Annotated in this window: 19 protein-coding genes; 10 read left to right on the top strand and 9 right to left on the bottom strand. The window is 58.7% G+C overall.

Going from position 1 to position 17186, the window contains the following annotated elements; genetic code table 11:
- Window positions 1–6: 6 nt before the first annotated feature.
- The 9 genes from AKJ29_RS16520 (at window position 7) to AKJ29_RS16480 (ending at window position 7895) form a co-directional block, all read left to right on the top strand.
- Window positions 7–420 (top strand): phage major tail protein, TP901-1 family, encoded by a 414-nt coding sequence (locus tag AKJ29_RS16520; RefSeq protein WP_055192633.1) that lies wholly within the window; start codon window positions 7–9, stop codon window positions 418–420.
- 2 nt (window positions 421–422) lie between these two features.
- Window positions 423–755: a gene transfer agent family protein gene (locus tag AKJ29_RS16515; protein WP_055192632.1), complete on the top strand. Its 333-nt coding sequence runs from the start codon at window positions 423–425 to the stop codon at window positions 753–755.
- Window positions 752–976: a rcc01693 family protein gene (locus AKJ29_RS16510; RefSeq protein ID WP_055192631.1), complete on the top strand. Its 225-nt coding sequence runs from the start codon at window positions 752–754 to the stop codon at window positions 974–976. Before AKJ29_RS16515 ends, AKJ29_RS16510 begins: the two co-directional genes overlap by 4 nt.
- A 2-nt stretch (window positions 977–978) precedes the next feature.
- Window positions 979–1641, top strand: a complete 663-nt coding sequence (locus tag AKJ29_RS16505; RefSeq protein ID WP_055192630.1) for a phage tail tape measure protein — start codon at window positions 979–981, stop codon at window positions 1639–1641.
- A 12-nt stretch (window positions 1642–1653) separates the two neighbouring features.
- On the top strand, window positions 1654–2286 hold the full coding sequence (locus AKJ29_RS16500; RefSeq protein ID WP_055192629.1) for a DUF2460 domain-containing protein: 633 nt from the start codon (window positions 1654–1656) through the stop codon (window positions 2284–2286).
- Window positions 2286–3173: a DUF2163 domain-containing protein gene (locus AKJ29_RS16495; protein ID WP_055192628.1), complete on the top strand. Its 888-nt coding sequence runs from the start codon at window positions 2286–2288 to the stop codon at window positions 3171–3173. The genes AKJ29_RS16500 and AKJ29_RS16495 overlap by 1 nt, the downstream gene beginning before the upstream one ends.
- A gap of 80 nt (window positions 3174–3253) precedes the next feature.
- Window positions 3254–3697: an NlpC/P60 family protein gene (locus tag AKJ29_RS16490; protein WP_055192709.1), complete on the top strand. Its 444-nt coding sequence runs from the start codon at window positions 3254–3256 to the stop codon at window positions 3695–3697.
- Complete coding sequence (locus tag AKJ29_RS16485) at window positions 3697–7608, top strand: baseplate multidomain protein megatron (RefSeq protein ID WP_055192627.1); 3912 nt, start codon at window positions 3697–3699, stop codon at window positions 7606–7608. The genes AKJ29_RS16490 and AKJ29_RS16485 overlap by 1 nt, the downstream gene beginning before the upstream one ends.
- Before the next feature lie 2 nt (window positions 7609–7610).
- On the top strand, window positions 7611–7895 hold the full coding sequence (locus tag AKJ29_RS16480; protein WP_055192626.1) for a DUF7742 family protein: 285 nt from the start codon (window positions 7611–7613) through the stop codon (window positions 7893–7895).
- Window positions 7896–7897: 2 nt separating this feature from the next.
- Here AKJ29_RS16480 and AKJ29_RS16475 read toward each other — a convergent pair whose 3' ends face one another.
- Window positions 7898–8224, bottom strand: coding sequence for a TraR/DksA family transcriptional regulator (locus AKJ29_RS16475; RefSeq protein ID WP_055192708.1), 327 nt, complete (start codon window positions 8222–8224; stop codon window positions 7898–7900).
- Window positions 8225–8423: 199 nt separating this feature from the next.
- Here AKJ29_RS16475 and cysE point away from each other — a divergent pair, with 199 nt between their 5' ends.
- On the top strand, window positions 8424–9227 hold the full coding sequence (gene cysE / locus AKJ29_RS16470) for a serine O-acetyltransferase (RefSeq protein ID WP_055192625.1): 804 nt from the start codon (window positions 8424–8426) through the stop codon (window positions 9225–9227).
- Between the two features lie 114 nt (window positions 9228–9341).
- On the opposite strand, the gene AKJ29_RS16465 is transcribed toward cysE, so the two are convergent.
- The 8 genes from AKJ29_RS16465 to AKJ29_RS16435 all read right to left on the bottom strand — a co-directional run bounded on the left by AKJ29_RS16465 (window position 9342) and on the right by AKJ29_RS16435 (window position 17033).
- Complete coding sequence (locus AKJ29_RS16465) at window positions 9342–9692, bottom strand: carboxymuconolactone decarboxylase family protein (RefSeq protein WP_055192624.1); 351 nt, start codon at window positions 9690–9692, stop codon at window positions 9342–9344.
- A gap of 131 nt (window positions 9693–9823) precedes the next feature.
- Window positions 9824–11116 (bottom strand): pyruvate dehydrogenase complex dihydrolipoamide acetyltransferase, encoded by a 1293-nt coding sequence (locus AKJ29_RS16460; protein WP_055192623.1) that lies wholly within the window; start codon window positions 11114–11116, stop codon window positions 9824–9826.
- 12 nt (window positions 11117–11128) lie between these two features.
- Window positions 11129–12496: a pyruvate dehydrogenase complex E1 component subunit beta gene (locus AKJ29_RS16455; protein WP_055192622.1), complete on the bottom strand. Its 1368-nt coding sequence runs from the start codon at window positions 12494–12496 to the stop codon at window positions 11129–11131.
- Window positions 12497–12517: 21 nt separating this feature from the next.
- Window positions 12518–13519 carry a pyruvate dehydrogenase (acetyl-transferring) E1 component subunit alpha gene (gene pdhA, locus AKJ29_RS16450; RefSeq protein ID WP_055192621.1) on the bottom strand — a complete coding sequence of 334 codons (1002 nt, stop codon included), beginning with the start codon at window positions 13517–13519 and terminating at the stop codon, window positions 12518–12520.
- A gap of 223 nt (window positions 13520–13742) precedes the next feature.
- Window positions 13743–14045, bottom strand: a complete 303-nt coding sequence (locus AKJ29_RS16445; RefSeq protein ID WP_055192620.1) for an FtsB family cell division protein — start codon at window positions 14043–14045, stop codon at window positions 13743–13745.
- A 251-nt stretch (window positions 14046–14296) separates the two neighbouring features.
- Complete coding sequence (locus AKJ29_RS16440; protein ID WP_055192619.1) at window positions 14297–15190, bottom strand: fructose bisphosphate aldolase; 894 nt, start codon at window positions 15188–15190, stop codon at window positions 14297–14299.
- Between the two features lie 210 nt (window positions 15191–15400).
- Entirely contained in the window at window positions 15401–15535 is a 135-nt protein-coding gene (hemP, locus tag AKJ29_RS19050; RefSeq protein ID WP_235477694.1) for a hemin uptake protein HemP, read from the bottom strand.
- A 307-nt stretch (window positions 15536–15842) separates the two neighbouring features.
- Window positions 15843–17033, bottom strand: coding sequence for a phosphoglycerate kinase (locus AKJ29_RS16435; protein ID WP_055192618.1), 1191 nt, complete (start codon window positions 17031–17033; stop codon window positions 15843–15845).
- Window positions 17034–17186: the final 153 nt, after the last annotated feature.

The raw sequence follows: 17186 nt of genomic DNA, 5'->3' as shown, positions 1-17186 counted from the left end.
GACCCAATGGTAGCCCAAAAAGGCAAGGACCTTCTGATCAAACTCGACATGACCGGTGCGGGTGTTTTTGAAACCATCGCGGGGCTGCGCGCCACGCGGATCAGCTTCAACGCCGAAAGCGTTGATGTGACCTCGCTGGAGAGTGCAGGCGGCTGGCGTGAGCTTCTGGGAGGGGCCGGTGTGAAATCGGCCAGCATCTCAGGCTCGGGCGTCTTTCGTGATGCAACCACCGATGAACGTGCCCGACAGGTGTTTTTCGATAATGAAGTGCAGAATTTCCAGGTGATTATCCCGGATTTCGGCACGGTTGAAGGCCCGTTCATGATCACCTCGATCGAATATGCCGGCACGCATAATGGCGAGGCCACCTATGAGCTGTCGATGGCGTCGGCTGGCGCCCTGACCTTTACGGCGCTCTGATCATGGCCAATCCGTGGACGGGAGAGGTGGCGCTGACCATCGACGGGCAGCCCCACGTCTTGAAACTCACCCTAGGGGCGTTGGCTGAGCTTGAAGCCAGCCTTGGCGAGGACACAATCGTGTCCCTTGTCGAGCGGTTCGAGGGCGGGGCGTTTTCCACCCGTGATGTGCTGGCACTGATTGTCGCCGGTCTTCGCGGGGGGGGCTGGCAGGGGCAGGCGTCCGACCTTCTGTCAGCTGAGATAGCCGGAGGTCCGGTCATGGCGGCAAAAGCGGCAGGTCAGCTTCTGGCCCGCGCATTTGCGATGCCGGACCCCGAAGGTGGTGTCGCGTGAGCAAGGCCCCCGGTCCTGGCCCTGGTTTCGACTGGCCCCAGTTGATGCGGCTGGGATTTAACAAGCTTGGATTGCGCCCGGACCAGTTCTGGGCGCTGACCCCTAACGAGTTGATGGTGATGCTGGGCCTGGATGGTCAGGGCGCACCCTCGATGCGGGCCCGTCTGGATGAATTGCTGGTGCAATTCCCGGATGAACGCCCTGCAGATGAAGGAGAATAGATATGTCTGGATTGGAAATGCTGGACAGTTTCGATGATCAGGTCGAGGCGCTTGGCACCTCGCTGGGTCAGGCTGTTTCGCTCACCTCGGCGTTTTCGGGCGAGCTCAAGGGGGTGCATTCCACCATCTCGGATCTGAATGTTGATGTGGGCAAACTGTCTTCAGGTTTCAGCTCTGGTCTGAAAAAGGCGTTTGACGGGCTGGCCTTTGACGGCATGAAACTGTCGGATGCATTGTCGAACCTGGCCGAAAGCATGTCGAAAGCTGCCTATAACGCGGCCCTGAAACCAGTGACCGATCACTTTGGCGGAATCCTTGCCCAAGGGGTGGGGAGTGTCATGAACGGGATGCTGGCCTTCGAAAAGGGTGGTGCGTTCGCGCAGGGCAAGGTGATGCCTTTTGCCAAGGGCGGTGTTGTCTCTGGTGCCACCACTTTCCAGATGCGCGGCGGCACCGGGCTGATGGGCGAAGCTGGCCCTGAGGCGATCATGCCCCTGACCCGAGGGGCTGATGGCAGCCTAGGTGTCCGTGCGCAGGGCGGTGGTCAGCCCATCAATATCACCATGAACATTACAACGCCGGATGTGGAAGGCTTCCGCCGGTCACAAAGTCAGGTCGCGGCACAGATGACGCGTGCGTTGTCACGCGGTCAGCGGCATCGATAAGGAGGGTTTAGAATGAGCTTTCATGAAGTCCGTTTCCCAGCCAATCTCAGCTTTGGCTCAATCGGGGGGCCGGAGCGGCGCACCGAAGTGGTGACGCTTGCCAATGGATTTGAAGAGCGCAATACGCCATGGGAGCATTCCCGTCGACGTTATGATGCAGGGATTGCGATGCGCAGCCTGGACGATATCGAAACTCTGATTGCTTTTTTCGAGGCCCGCCGCGGGCAGCTGCATTCTTTCCGCTGGAAGGATTGGTCCGATTACAAAAGCGCCCAGCCTTCTGCCGAAATTTCCTATACCGATCAGGTGATTGGCCATGGCAATGGCACACGCACCGACTGGCAGCTGACCAAGACATACCGCAGCGGTGAGCAAAGCTATGACCGCCCCATCCAGAAACCTGTGGAGGGGACGGTGACCCTTGGTCTTAAGGGGGATCCGCTGGTTGAAGGGGTGGATTTCACCTATGATGCAACCACCGGTTTGGTGAGCTTTGAGATCGCGCCGGAAGAAGGGGCAGAGATCACCGCAGGGTATGAGTTCGACGTGCCCGTGCGTTTTGATACGGATCGCATTCATACCTCGGTTTCATCCTTCCAGGCGGGGGATGCGCCGAATGTGCCGGTTGTGGAGGTGCGTGTCTGATGCCTCTTTCTCCTCAATTTGATGCGCATTTTGCCACGGGAATGACCACCGTTTGCCGAGCCTGGGTGGTCACGCGTCGTGACGGCGAGGCCTTTGGCTTCACTGATCATGACCGGGACCTGATGATCGGTGCGGTCTTGTGCAAGGCGGATACCGGGCTGACCGCCTATGCGCTGGAACAGACCACGGGTCTGTCGATCGACAATTCCGAAGCGATGGGGGCGTTGAATGATGCGGCCATCACCGAAAAAGACATCCGGGCGGGTCGCTATGACGGCGCGGAGGTCGAGGCCTGGTTGGTAAACTGGGAAACGCCCTCGCAGCGATATTTGCAGTTTCGTGGAAATATCGGTGAAATCACCCGTGAAAACGGGGCCTTCCGGGCAGAGCTTGTAGGCTTGTCCGAAGCGTTGAACCGTCCGCAGGGACGGGCGTTTCAGAAACCCTGCTCGGCGCTTCTGGGGGACAAGTCCTGCAAGGTCGATCTGGATGACCCCGCTTATGTTGTCGAGGCGCCCCTGCAAGTGGCCGGAAATGAGATCACCTTTTCCTTTGCAGCCCTGGGGGCTTTTGACAGCGGTTGGTTTGAAAAAGGGCGGCTTTCGGTGAAAACCGGCGACGGGGCCGGGCTGGTTGGTTTGATCCGCAAGGATAAGGTTCTTCCCGGCGGAGCGCGCGAAATCACCCTGTGGGAAGCCCTGCGGGCCGAGATCGTCGCTGGCGATGTGATCCGTCTGGAAGCAGGGTGTGACAAACGGGCCGAGACCTGCAAGGCTAAATTTGACAACTTGTTGAATTTCCGCGGCTTTCCGACCATCCCGGGTGAGGACTGGCTTATGTCCTACCCGGTTTCCACAGACCAAAATGATGGCGGTGCGCTGAGCTGACAACCAGCGCATTGCCCTCTTCGCTCATTGTCCTGGCGGGTTATGTCCGGGCATTCATCAACAGGTTTATCATGTCACAGATGACGCAGAATGAACGTGCGCTGCAGGAGGCGCGGCGCTGGATTGGGACGCCCTATCAACATCAATCTTCCTGTGCGGGGGGAGGGACGGATTGTCTGGGGCTGATCAGAGGGGTCTGGCGGGCCGTGCTCGGGCGCGAGCCCGTTGAGGTGCCTGCTTACACTCAGGACTGGTCCGAACCTTCGGGGCAGGAAGCCCTCTGGGAAGATGCCTCCCGGTATCTGATTGAGAAAACCCCTGACCAGGCGGTGCCGGGGGATGTGCTGTTGTTTCGCATGAGGCAGGGCGCCGTGGCAAAGCATCTTGGCATTCTGGGGGCTGTTTCGCCCCATAAAACTTTCATTCACGCCTATAGCGGCCATGGGGTGGTTGAAAGCCCCCTGTCAGCGCCCTGGGCGCGCCGCGTGGTTGCGGCATTTGCATTTCCGGAAAGGATGGACTGATGGCAACAATTCTGCTTGCAGGCGTTGGGAGCGCAGTTGGGGCTTCGATTGGCGGTGGCATTCTGGGGCTTTCCTCGGTTGCCATTGGCAAGGCAGTCGGGGCAACCCTTGGACGGATGATTGACGGGAAAATTCTGGGGGGCGGCTCGGATCCCGTGGAAACCGGGCGGGTTGACCGTTTCCGTCTGACCGGGGCGTCTGAAGGCGCGCCGATCCCGCAGCTTTATGGGCGTGCGCGGGTCGCCGGGCAGGTGATCTGGGCAACGCGGTTCAAGGAGCACTCCAAAACCTCAGGCGGTGGCAAGGGTGGTCCCAGCCAGCCAGAGGTGACCTCTTATAGCTATACAGTAAGTGTCGCGCTGGCGCTTTGTGAGGGGGAAATCACCCGGGTGGGGCGTATCTGGGCGGATGGCAAGGAAATTGCGACCAGTGATCTGAACATGCGCGTCTATCCGGGGGATGAGGCGCAACTGCCTGATCCCAAGATCGAGGCAACCATGGGGCTGGGCAATGCGCCAGCCTATCGGGGCACGGCCTATGTTGTGATCGAAGACCTCCCTCTGGGGCAGTTCGGCAACCGGATCCCCCAGTTCAATTTCGAAGTGGTGCGCCCTGAGCAACCCAACCAGATCGCAGAAGTGGCGCGCGGCACCAAAGCCGTGGCGATCATGCCTGGAACGGGAGAGTATTCTCTGGCTACCAGCAAGGTTTCTTTTTCTGCAGAACCTGGTGTTGCGGGGCGCAGCAATGTCAACAACGCAACCGGGCTTACGGATTTTCAGGCGTCTTTGGAGATGCTGAGCAATGATCTGCCCAATTGTGGGGCGAGTTCTCTTGTCGTGTCCTGGTTTGGGTCGGATCTGCGCTGTGGCAGTTGTCAGATCCAGCCCAAGGTTGAACAAAAAGGGGATGACGGGAAAGAGATGCCCTGGAATGTCTCCGGGATCACCCGCACCAATGCCTCAGTCGTGCCGCATGAAGATGGCCGCGCTGTCTATGGAGGCACCCCGACAGACCAGTCGGTGAAACAGGCGATCACCGCCATGAAAGATCGCGGGCAGAAGGTGACGTTCTACCCGTTCATCCTGATGGAGCAACTCGACGGAAACGGGTTGATAAACCCGTGGACCGGCAGTGGTGAGCAACCCAGGTTGCCCTGGCGCGGTCGGATCACCACATCGCTTGCCCCTGGCGTGTCCGGCAGCCCGGATGGAACTGCCGCTGCCGCCGCGGAAGTGGCAAGCTTTTTCGGGACGGCCCAACCGTCTGATTTTACAGTGACGCCAAATGGCGTGAGCTATAGCGGCCCGGAGGAGTTCTCGTATCGTCGCTTTATCCTGCACTATGCGCATCTTTGCGCGTCTGCGGGTGGCGTGGATGCATTCCTTGTTGGATCCGAAATGCGGGGCCTGACCCAGATCCGTGGCGCCGGGCACAGTTTCCCGGCGGTTGAGAAAATGATCGAGCTGGTCGAAGAGGTGCGCGCTATTTTGGGAGATGACACCAAGATTTCCTATGCGGCGGACTGGTCCGAGTATTTTGGCTACCACCCCACCGACGGGTCGGGGAATGTCTATTACCATCTCGATCCGCTCTGGAGCCATGATGAGGTCGATTTCATCGGGATCGACAATTACATGCCGCTGTCTGACTGGCGTGATGAAGTTGATCATCTGGATGCCAGCTATCGGTCGATTTACAATCTGGAATACCTGAAGGCCAATATTGAAGGAGGTGAGGGGTATGATTGGTATTATGCCTCGCAGGCAGATCGCGATGCGCAGAACCGCTTGCCGATCACAGATGGCGCCCATGCGGAACCCTGGGTGTTCAGATACAAGGATCTGCGCAACTGGTGGTATCGGTCACACCACAACCGCATAGGTGGGGTACGACACAATTTGCCCACCGACTGGCTGCCGGGGTCAAAGCCGTTCTGGTTTACCGAGCTGGGCTGTGCGGCGATCGACAAGGCGACCAATGAGCCGAACAAGTTTCTGGACCCCAAAAGTTCGGAAAGTGGGCTGCCGCATTACTCGACCGGCCGGCGGGATGACCTTGCGCAGATGCAATATCTGCGGGCCATGTATGGCTATTGGGGGGATGAGGCCAACAATCCGGTACACACTGCAACGGATGTGCAGATGGTGGATATGGACCGTGCCCATGTCTGGGCCTGGGACGCGCGACCCTATCCGGAGTTTCCGATGAATCTCGAGCTTTGGAGTGATGGGGAGAACTACCTGCGTGGTCATTGGGTGAACGGGCGCAGTTCCTCGCGTTCGCTCGCATCTGTTGTGTCGGAGGTCTGTGAACGCTCCGGTGTGACCCGCTATGATGTCTCCAAGCTCCATGGGTCGGTGCGCGGCTATGTGGTCAAGGATATCTCGGCCGGGCGGTCTGCGCTGCAACCTCTGATGCTGGCTTATGGTATGGAGGCCGCGGAATATGATGGGGTGCTGCATTTCAGGTCACGGAGCGGGGTTGTGGACCATGTGCTCGACCCGGATAAGCTTGCCCTGTCGCCTGACCGTGACAGCAGCCTGGAACGCGTGCGGGATGGCGAGCCGGATGTGGTGGGTCGGGTGCGCCTGACCTATGTGGAAAGCGAAGGCAGCTATGAGCTGCGGTCGACCGAATCCAGTTTCCCGGATGATGATATTCAGACCGTGTCGCAATCGGAATTCCCCCTGATCCTGACCGCAAATGAAGCGTTGGAAATCACCGAACGCTGGCTATCTGAAGCACGCGTCGCCCGGGACCGGGCCAGCTTTGCCATGCCGCCTTCTGATCTTGGCAAGGTTGCCGGGGACATCGTGCAGATCGAAACGGACGCCGGAACCGAGTTCTATCGTCTGGACCAGGTCGAGCAGGCCGGTGTCCAGCAGGTGCAGGCCACGCGGGTTGAAACCGGGATCTACGGGGCTTCGGCCAATGTCGAGGAAAGCCTGACACCGGTCAGCTTCGTCGCGCCTGCGCCTGCCTTTCCGCTGTTTCTTGACTTGCCCCTGATCCGTGGGGACGAGGTGCCCCATGCGCCTTATCTGGCGGTATCATCCAGGCCATGGCTTGGGAAGGCCGCAGCCTACGGGTCGGCATCTGACAGCGGGTATGCTCTCAATACCGTGATTGACCTTCGTTCGGTCATTGGACTGACTGAGACCGAACTGGATATCGCGCCCCCAGCTGTTTTGGACCACGGGGCGGCCTTGCGGGTGAAATTGATTGACGGTTCCCTGTCCAGTGCCTCGCTGGCAGATGTGCTCAATGGGGCCAATATCGCTGCCATTGGTGATGGGACGCCGGACAATTGGGAGCTTTTCCAATTCACGACGGCCACGCTTGTCGATACACGGACCTATGAGATCTCAGGTCGGTTGCGTGGTCAGTTGGGCACGGATGCCCTGATGCCGGAAAGCTGGCCTGTCGGCAGCTACTTCGTGCTTCTGGATGGCCGTCCGGAGCAGATCGACCTCGCCATGTCCTCCAGAGGGGTTGAACGCCACTATCGGGTCGGGGCGGCACATCTGCCGGTCAGCGATCCGAGCTTTCAGCATGTTGTGCAGGCGTTCCAGGGGAACGGACTGCGCCCTTATGCCCCAGCCTATCTGAAGGCAAGCTCTGATGGGGCCGGGGGGCAAGAGATCAGCTGGATCCGGCGCACCCGCCTAGAGGGGGACCAATGGGGGATCGGAGATGTTCCGCTTGGGGAAGCCTTTGAGCAATACATGGTGCGTGTTCGTCAGGGGGGAACCATCCTGCGCGAAACGTTCGTCTCGGAACCGGTGTGGACCTATAGTGCCGCGGAGATTGCGAGCGATGGGGTGACGGGAAGCTGTCAGATCGAGGTGGCGCAAATGTCTGATCGCTTCGGCCCCGGCCTGTTTGCCCGGATGGATCTGGAGGTCTGACCATGCGTCCTGTCCTTCCCGGTGATGTGGCCGCCGCAGCCTGTGCGCTTCTTGCGCTGCCCGCGCAGGACCGCCCCGACGCTATGTTGCGCATGGTGGCGCGGGCCAATATGGCAGATCGCTACCGTTATGTGACGGGGCGTGCGCATCCGAAATGGGGCAATGGCAGCCTGGCTGCCGTTGCCCGCAAAATGCCGCGCGAACAGGAACCGTATCAGGATGATCCCGACTATTGTGACTGCATGCTGACGATTTTTGCGGCCCTGAGGACCCAACGTTATGTCTGATATCACCCTGATGCGCAACTGACGCATCGCGTCACACAAGGGTCCAGTTCCAGTCGACCGTCGGGGATATCTTCTCCGCAATCCTCGCAAAAGCCAAACGCGCCGTCTTCGATCCGATCGAGGGCGGCGTGAATGCGTTGGCGCTGGGCGTGGCGTCGCGTGGTCTGAGCCTGCGCCACGGCCTGATTTTGCAACGCATCCATGCGGGACAGGCGCCCAACGGCGTGCTGATCCAGTTCCACGACCCGTTGCCCCTCGGCCCCGAGGGCATCTTCTTGGTCCAGATCGTCCAGCACCTGCAAAAGCTGCGTTTTGAATTTGCTACTCATAAAGCGTTTCGGGATAAACCTGACACACATGTTTATCCCGAAAATTGATATCTCTTGCGGCGTTTCGACTTTTCCCTGTCTCAGGTTAAAGTCGAAACGCTTTAAGTCATTCCTGTTTGCAATTGCCGCCATCACGGCTTTGCGTTTGGCATTCCCTGCGGAGCTGGTGTAAAACGGTTCGGTAACTTGAGGAAAAACCATGGCAGAGAAGCGCGCAATCGTGACAAAACTCGACCCAGTGTGGGACCGCATCACTGATGAGGCAAGAGCAGCAATTCAGAAAGAACCCCTGTTGGGTGGGCTGGTAGGCGCTTGTGTTCTTCATCACAAGACGCTTGAAAAAGCACTGTCCTACCGGTTTGCCGCCAAGCTCAGCTCGAATGAAATGAGTATGGTTTTGCTGCGCGAGATTGCGGATGAAGCCTATGACAGCTGTGCGGATCTGGCAGATGCGGCACGTGCGGATGTGGCCGCGATCGTTGAGCGTGATCCGGCCTGCCACCGGATGTTGCAGCCGGTTCTTTACTTCAAGGGGTTTCAGGCGATGCAGGCTTATCGCTTGGCGCATTTCCTGTGGGATGAAGGGCGCAAGGACCTGGCCTATTTTATTCAGATGCGCTGTTCCGAAGTCTACGGCATCGACATCCATCCAGGTGCGCGCATTGGCAAAGGGATCATGATTGACCACGCCCATTCCATCGTGATTGGCGAAACCGCCGTGGTGGGGGACAATGTGTCGATGTTGCACTCCGTCACGCTGGGGGGCACGGGCAAAGAGGACGAAGACCGTCATCCGAAAATTGGCGATGGGGTTTTGATCGGGGCCGGGGCAAAGGTGCTGGGCAATATCCACGTCGGTTGCTGCTCGCGTATCGCAGCGGGGTCCGTCGTGTTGGAGGAAGTCCCGGAAAACGTGACTGTGGCCGGTGTGCCTGCGCGTATCGTGGGCGAGGCGGGGTGCGCGCAACCATCAACCCAGATGAATCAGACCCTCAGCCGCTGAGCTGGTGACATATCGTGACAGATGATGAACATGGCAGAAGATGAAAAGGGCGCCCGATACCGGCACCCTGACATGTTTTAAGGCACTTCGGAAGCCCCCTGACGCGCTTTAAGATCACGCCGGAACCGCAAGTTCGGATAGCTGATCAAACGCCTGCAAGGCGCGCGCGCCATACATATAGGCGGGGCCGCCCCCCATCATGATCGACACGGCGACAGTTTCTGAAATCTCTTCGCGGGTTGCGCCCGCCTTGATCGCGGCACGCACATGAAAGCCGATGCAGTCATTGCATTGCTTGGCAATCCCGATTGCAATGCATTGAAGCTCTTTCGCCTTCATTGACAGCGCCCCTTCCCCCATCGCGGCGCGGTGCATGGCGGCAAAGCCTTTCCCACCATCGGGGTTGAGCTTGCGAAACTCGTCCGTGTTGGCAGTGGTGTCGGCCAGAAGGGCGGGGAAATCCATGTCTGTCTCCTGCGGATATCTTCATTCGCAAAAGAAATGGCCCAAGGGGCAGGGCGCCACCTTGAGCCAGATCAATGGATGTAATTTTTTGAATATATCGGGTGCAGGGATCTTCCGGCACCCGATCCTTTTCAGGCCAGCATGGTCAGCGGGTTTTCCAGATTTTCGACGATGGCCTTCAGAAGGTTGGCCCCAACGGCCCCGTCAATCACCCGGTGGTCCACAGACATGGTCACGCTCATGATTGTCGCAACCGTCAATTCGCCATCTTCACCAACCACAGGTTTTTTCACCCCGGTGCCGACTGCCAGAATGCCCGCATGCGGCGGGTTCACGATGGCGTCAAAATTGTCGATCCCAAACATGCCGAGGTTCGAGATGGCAAAGCTGCCGCCCTGATACTCATGCGGTGCCAGTTTGCGGTCGCGCGCGCGCGTAGCGAGGTCTTTCATCTGGGTCGACAGGCTCGACAGCGACTTCTGATCGGCGTCCTGCAAGACCGGGGTGAACAGCCCGCCCTCAATGGCCACGGCGACAGCCACGTCCGAGGCGTTCATCTGAAGCACCCGGTCGCCTGCCCAAACGGCATTGGCTTCGGGCACCTGTTGCAGGGCGTTGGCCACGGCCTTGATGATGAAATCATTGACCGACAGTTTTACACCACGCGCTTCCAGCTGTTTGTTCAACTGGCTGCGGAACGCAAGAAGAGCGTCGAGCTTGATGTCGCGGCGCAGGTAGAAATGCGGGATGGTCTGCTTGGCTTCCGACAGGCGGGCGGCAATGGTTTTGCGCATCCCGTCAAGCTTGACCTCTTCGAACGCACGACCCTGATACATTGCGGCCACTGCATCCGAAGATACGGAGGGGGCAGGGGCTGCAGCCGGGGTTGCTGGGGCGGACGCCGCCGGAGCTGCTGCGGGGGGCGACGCTGTTGCGCCTTCCACATCCGCCTTCACGATGCGCCCTTTGGGGCCGGTGCCACTGATTTGCGTCAGATCCAGACCTTTGTCCGCCGCAATGCGACGCGCCAGCGGCGAGGCGAAAATGCGTGTTCCATCAGCGGCTTGCGGGGCGGGGGCTGCGGGCGCAGGTGCCGATGCCTCAACCGCTGCAGGAGCGGCCTCAGCCTCGGCTGCAGCAGGCGCTGCGGGGGCGCTTGCGGCCACGTCACCAACTTCTTCTCCCTCTTCAACGAGGATTGCGATGGGCGAGTTCACCTTGACGGCCTCGGTGCCTTCCGCAACGAGGATCTTCCCGATGACACCCTCGTCCACCGCTTCGAACTCCATCGTCGCCTTGTCTGTTTCGATCTCGGCCAGAAGGTCACCGGATTGTACCGTGTCCCCTTCCTTGACCAGCCATTTTGCCAAAGTGCCTTCTTCCATCGTAGGCGACAGGGCGGGCATGAGAATTTCGATAGCCATGTGTCGAGCTCCTTAGCGGTAAGTAACGGCTTTGACGGCCTGGATCACCTCGGTGGTGGTCACAAGCGCCAGCTTTTCAAGGTTTGCAGCGTAGGGCATGGGCACATCCTTGCCCGTCAGGTTGATCACCGGCGCATCCAGATAATCAAATGCACGCTCCATGATCGTGGCCGAGATGTGGTTGCCAATGGAGGCCACCGGCCAGCCCTCTTCCACGGTGACGCAGCGGTTGGTTTTCATCACCGAATTGATCACCGTGTCATAGTCGATCGGACGCAGGCTGCGCAGGTCGATAACCTCTGCCGAAATACCCTCTTTGGCCAGCTCATCCGCGGCTTCCAAAGCGTATTTCATGCCAATCCCGAAACTGACGATGGTCACGTCATTGCCTTCCCGCCAGATGCGTGCCTTGCCAAAGGGGACGGTGTAATCATCCATCACCGGCACATCAAAACTCGTGCCGTAAAGCAGCTCGTTTTCCAGAAAGACCACCGGATTGTCATCACGAATGGCCGCTTTCAGCATTCCCTTGGCGTCCGCCGCCGAGTAGGGCATGGCCACATGCAGGCCGGGGATCTGCGCATACCAGACGGCATAATCTTGCGAGTGCTGGGCGCCCACGCGGGCAGCGGCCCCATTGGTGCCGCGGAACACGATCGGGCAGGACATCTGGCCGCCGGACATATAGCGCGTCTTGGCGGCGGTGTTGATGATGTGGTCAATCGCCTGCATGGCGAAGTTGAAGGTCATGAATTCGACCACAGGACGCAGGCCACCCATTGCAGCCCCGGTGGCGAGACCGGTGAAACCGTGCTCGGTGATCGGTGTGTCGATCACGCGCTTGGCGCCGAATTCGTCCAGGAGCCCCTGGGACACTTTGTAAGCGCCCTGATATTCGGCAACCTCTTCCCCCATCAGAAAGACGGTCTCATCGTCGCGCATCTCTTCGGCCATCGCGTCACGAAGGGCTTCGCGCACGGTGGTGGGCCGCATTTCGGTGCCGGCCGGAATTTCAGTATCAGCCGGAACCACTGGTGTGATCGGCTGGGCAGCAACCGGGGCAGCGGGGGCCGGGGCTTCAGCGGCCGGGGCCGCTTCGGTCGCAGCGGCGGGCGCGGCAATGTCATCCGCGCTTTCGCCTTCTTCCACCAGCACGGCGATGGGCGAGTTGACTTTCACCCCTTCGGTGCCTTCTTCGATCAGGATCTTGCCAATGATGCCTTCATCAACCGCTTCGAACTCCATCGTCGCCTTGTCGGTTTCAATCTCGGCCAGGATGTCACCGGACGATACGGTGTCACCTTCTTTGACCAGCCATTTTGCCAGCGTGCCTTCCTCCATGGTCGGGGACAGGGCGGGCATCAGGATTTCAGTAGCCATGTTTCTCTCTCCTCGTCCGGCTTAGGCGTAAATATCGGTCCACAGCTCTTCGAGAGCGGGTTCCGGGCTGGTTTTCGAATACTCGGCAGCGTCGTTCACAACCGATTTGATGTCCTTGTCTATGGCTTTCAGCTCATCTTCCGTGGCGTGTTTGCCCTGCAGCAGAAGCTCGCGCACATGTTCGATCGCATCGCGTTCCTCACGCACCTTCTGCACCTCTTCACGGGTGCGGTACTTGGCCGGATCCGACATCGAATGGCCGCGGTAACGGTATGTTTTCATTTCCAGAATATATGGCCCATTGCCCGAGCGGCAATGCTCCGTCGCTCGCAGGCCGGCCTCTTTCACTGCCAGAACGTCCATCCCGTCCACGGCCTCACCAGGAATGCCGAATGCTTCGCCACGGGTGTAGATTTCGGGGGTGGAGCTTGCGCGCTGCAACGAGGTGCCCATGGCATATTGGTTGTTCTCGATCACATAGATGACCGGAAGCTGCCAAAGCGAGGCCATGTTGAAGCTTTCGTAAACCTGCCCCTGGTTGGCTGCGCCATCGCCGAAATAGGCAAAGGTCACGCCGCCATTTTCCAGATACTTGTCTGCAAAAGCCAGGCCGGTGCCGATCGGAACCTGTGCGCCAACAATGCCGTGGCCACCGTAGAAATGCTTTTCCTTCGAAAACATGTGCATCGAGCCGCCTTTGCCTTTCGACAGTCCGCCCTCGCGGCCGGTCAGCTCTGCCATCACGCCTTTCGGATCCATGCCGCAGGCCAGCATGTGGCCATGGTCACGGTAAGAGGTGATGCGCTTGTCGCCTTCGATTGCGGCCGCTTCCAACCCGACCACAACAGCCTCCTGACCAATATAAAGGTGACAGAACCCGCCGATCAGCCCCATGCCATAGAGCTGCCCCGATTTCTCTTCGAATCGACGGATCAGAAGCATCTCGCGGTAATACTCAAGCAGCTCTTCTTTGGATGTGTTTGATTTAGCGGACTTTTTCTGGGCGCTTTTCCGGGCGGCCATGCGGCATCCTCCTTTTGGCGTCAACTCTGATTGATGCAATAGTTTAGCATTAAACTATTTATTACAGAGTTTTCTTCCTCAGGTCGACAAAAACTTGGAGTTCAGGAAAAAAGTCACGTGAAGGCGACTTGGGGCGAGCCCATTGCATGAGTTTTTTACCGGTTTGTGGGGAAATAAGCGGAGAGGGGGAAGCTCAGCCCTGTCGGAATTCAAGACAAGTTGCTTAACGCAGAACCACTTCGTCAGCCCGTACCAGGCCCAGAACCGAGCGCGCTTGTTCGTCCAGCAGGTCGAGGTCGAGATAGGTGTCGGAGAGCCGTTGGGTTTTGTTGGTCAGGCCCGCAATTTGGGCCGAGAGCGCTGCGCGTTCTTGTGTGAGCGCTTGCGCCTCGGCCTCAATTTGCACGCGTCGGAAAATTCCGAAGTCGCCCTGCACACTGGCAAAGGTAAAGTAGATGCCGAGGCCAGTGACCGCGACGAAGTAGACCACTCCACCAATTCCTGTTTTTGCGCGAGGGGCGCCCATAGGTTTCCCGCCTGTATGTACTGCCTTCATGCCCACCTCTTTTTGGGTGGTGCAAGAGGACTATGCCATAGGCGATTCGCCTTGTGAATCCCAAAAACGAATCGGTTTTGAAAAAAGTCAGACAGAGGCAGGAAGTGAGTCGCGCGGGCAACAGGAGCAATTTGAAAGCTCTGGAAAGCAGGGGGCTGAATGAAAAACGCCCGCGAAACTGATCGCGGGCGTTTTGAAAAAAATCATTTTGGCGTGAGGGGTTAGCCTGCAATCGACGCCTGGTAGATACTGTCGATAGTGCCTGCGATGGTGTCGTTGAACGCCTGATCAGACTGTTGGGCGGAAAGACCCTCGGTCAGCGCGCGAGAGAAGCTGGCAATCATGCCCGTGTTCTTCGAAAGGCGGGTGTTCGCCTCCTCGCGGGAGTAGCCACCGGACAGCGCCACAACGCTGGCGACGCGCGGATGATCGACCAGGGCTTTATAGTGATTGGCGGTCTCGGGCAGGGTCAGTTTGAGCATCACGGTCTGGTCTTCGGGCAAGGCGTCAAGCTGGGCTTTGATCTCGGCCAGAAGAAGGGTTTCGGCTTCAGCCTTGTCTGTGATCGAGATGGTCACTTCCGGCTCAATAATCGGCACCAGCCCATGGCTGATGATCTGTTTGCCCATTTCGAACTGCTGGGCCACAACCGCCTTGATGCCTTCCGCATTGGCCGCATTGATTACCGAGCGCATCTTGGTGCCGAAAACGCCTGCTTTCACAGCGCGTTCGCACAAGGCATCCAGATCTGGCATTGGTTTCATCAGCTGCACACCGTTTTCCTCATTGGCCAGGCCCTTGTCGACCTTCAGGAAAGGCACAACGCCGCGTTCGTCCCACATGAAAGTGGCGGTCGGCTTGCCGTCAATCTCCCGATCCATGGTCATTTCGAACAGGATCGCGCCGATGACTTTTTCGCCGGTGAACGCAGGTGCCTGTGCAATCCGCGCACGCATGGCGTGGATCTGGTCATACATTTCGGCGTCGTTCGAATAGGCGTCTTCTTCCACGCCGTACAGGCGCAGAGCTTTGGGCGTGGAGCCGCCCGATTGGTCGAGTGCTGCGATAAAGCCTTGGCCGGCTTTGATTTTGTCCAATTGTGCTTGGTTCGGCATGATGGTCCCGTCCGATGTCAGGGTGAAATTTTCCCCTCCCTTCTAGGCGAGAGACCCCAATGTTGCAATTCTGCTGGCGCTAACATTCTGTTGGGACAGTAGGGAGACGGGCAAAAAACCGGAGGCAACGTCGGATGAAACGGTTTAATGACGCTGCCCCCGGAGCCGCCAGGAACCCATGCTGCGGGGAACCGGCGATTGGTTCGCGCGTCACTTGGTCAGGATCAGTTTGCCGGCACGGGTGATTGTCAGCGTGTAGATCATCCCGTTGAGGGTGATCTGGGCCGTTTTGCCATTCCGGGTCAGCGAAAGGGCCTCATATTGCGGGGCTTGCGGTTTGGTCATTGCATCCAGTGAAAGGGTGCGCAGTTGGACAGTCATGTGCGATTTCCTTCAATTCGGTCGAGGAGCCATTCCGCTAGGGGAACAAGGCCGGAGGGCAGGGGGAGGTGGTGCAGGATTTCCAGTGGTTCCGGGGGGATGTCAGCCAGTGTCTTCATGTTCGCGCTCTTGAGAAAAATGTGTCGGCTGGCCGGGTGTCGGGTGGCTGATATTGATAACTTACTAAAATAGTCAGAATAGAGTCAAGCGAGAATGCAAAAGAAAACCCCGCCGAAATGGGCGGGGTTAAGTATTTGATTATAAGACGTTATCAGTTGGATAGGGCCGCCACGCCGGGCAGTTCCTTGCCCTCCATCCATTCCAGAAATGCACCGCCAGCGGTTGAGATATAGGTGAATCGCTCGGTTGCCCCTGCTTTGTTCAGCGCAGCCACCGTGTCGCCCCCGCCCGCCACCGAGGTAAGTTTGCCGTCTGCCGACAATTCCGCCGCTTTAGCGGCCGCCGCATTGGTTGCCGCATCAAACGGTTCGATCTCAAACGCCCCAAGAGGCCCGTTCCAGATCAGGGTCTTGGCGGTTGACAGGGTGTCGATAATTTTCGCGACGCTTTCAGGTCCTGCGTCGAGGATCATTGCGTCGGCAGGGCAGGCATCGGCGGGGACAGTTTCACTGGCAGCCCCTGCTGCGAATTCCCGCGCCACCACCACATCGCTTGGCAAGATCACTTCGCAGCCTACGGTGTCTGCCTTGGCCAGGATCTCGCGCGCGGTATCGGCCATATCGTGTTCGGCCAGTGATTTGCCCACGTCAATGCCCTGCGCGGCGAGGAAGGTATTTGCCATTCCACCGCCGATGACAAGGTGGTCCACCTTGCTGACCAGATTGCCCAGAAGGTCGAGTTTGGTTGACACTTTTGCCCCGCCGACAACCGCGACAACAGGGCGTTCAGGCTGCCCCAAAGCAGCTTCAAGCGCCGAAAGCTCAGCCTGCATCAGACGACCGGCGCAGGACGGGAGCAGCCGGGCGACCCCTTCGGTCGACCCATGCGCGCGGTGCGCCGCCGAAAAGGCATCATTGCAGTAAATATCGCCGAGGGCCGCAAGACCGGCGGCAAAAGCAGGATCGTTTTTGGTTTCAGCGGCGTGGTAGCGGGTGTTTTCCAGAAGCAGAACATCGCCTTCTTCAAGTGCGGCCACGGCTTGTTTGGCCGGACCACCAATACAATCCTCGGCAAATTTGACCGGTCGTCCCAGCGCGGCCTCAAGGGCAGGGCGCACCACTGAAAGGCTCATATCCGGCACGCGTTCCCCTTTAGGGCGCCCGAAATGGGCCAGAAGAACAGGTTTGCCGCCCGCGGCCAGAATGTCCCTGATGGTTGGAAGGATGCGCTGGATACGGGTGTCATCCGTGACCTCGCCATCTTTGACCGGCACGTTGATATCCACGCGCGTCAGCACCACTTTCCCTGCCAGTTCCATCTCGTCCAGCGTTTTCCAGGCCATGACACCCCTCCTTACAATCTTGTCGCCTATGCACACCATTTGTCCACTATGGTCAACGATGAATGCGGAAATTGCGCCGGATTCAGGTCGGGGTCTTTTCAACCGTTGCCGCGCAACATAGGTTGTCGGCAAATCTGAATATAAAGGAGGCCC

It is taken from the genome of Aliiroseovarius crassostreae (assembly GCF_001307765.1).
GTDB classification, from domain to species: Bacteria; Pseudomonadota; Alphaproteobacteria; order Rhodobacterales; family Rhodobacteraceae; genus Aliiroseovarius; species Aliiroseovarius crassostreae.
Note: the sequence above shows the minus strand (reverse complement) of the source record. Positions and strands in the feature narration are given on the sequence as shown.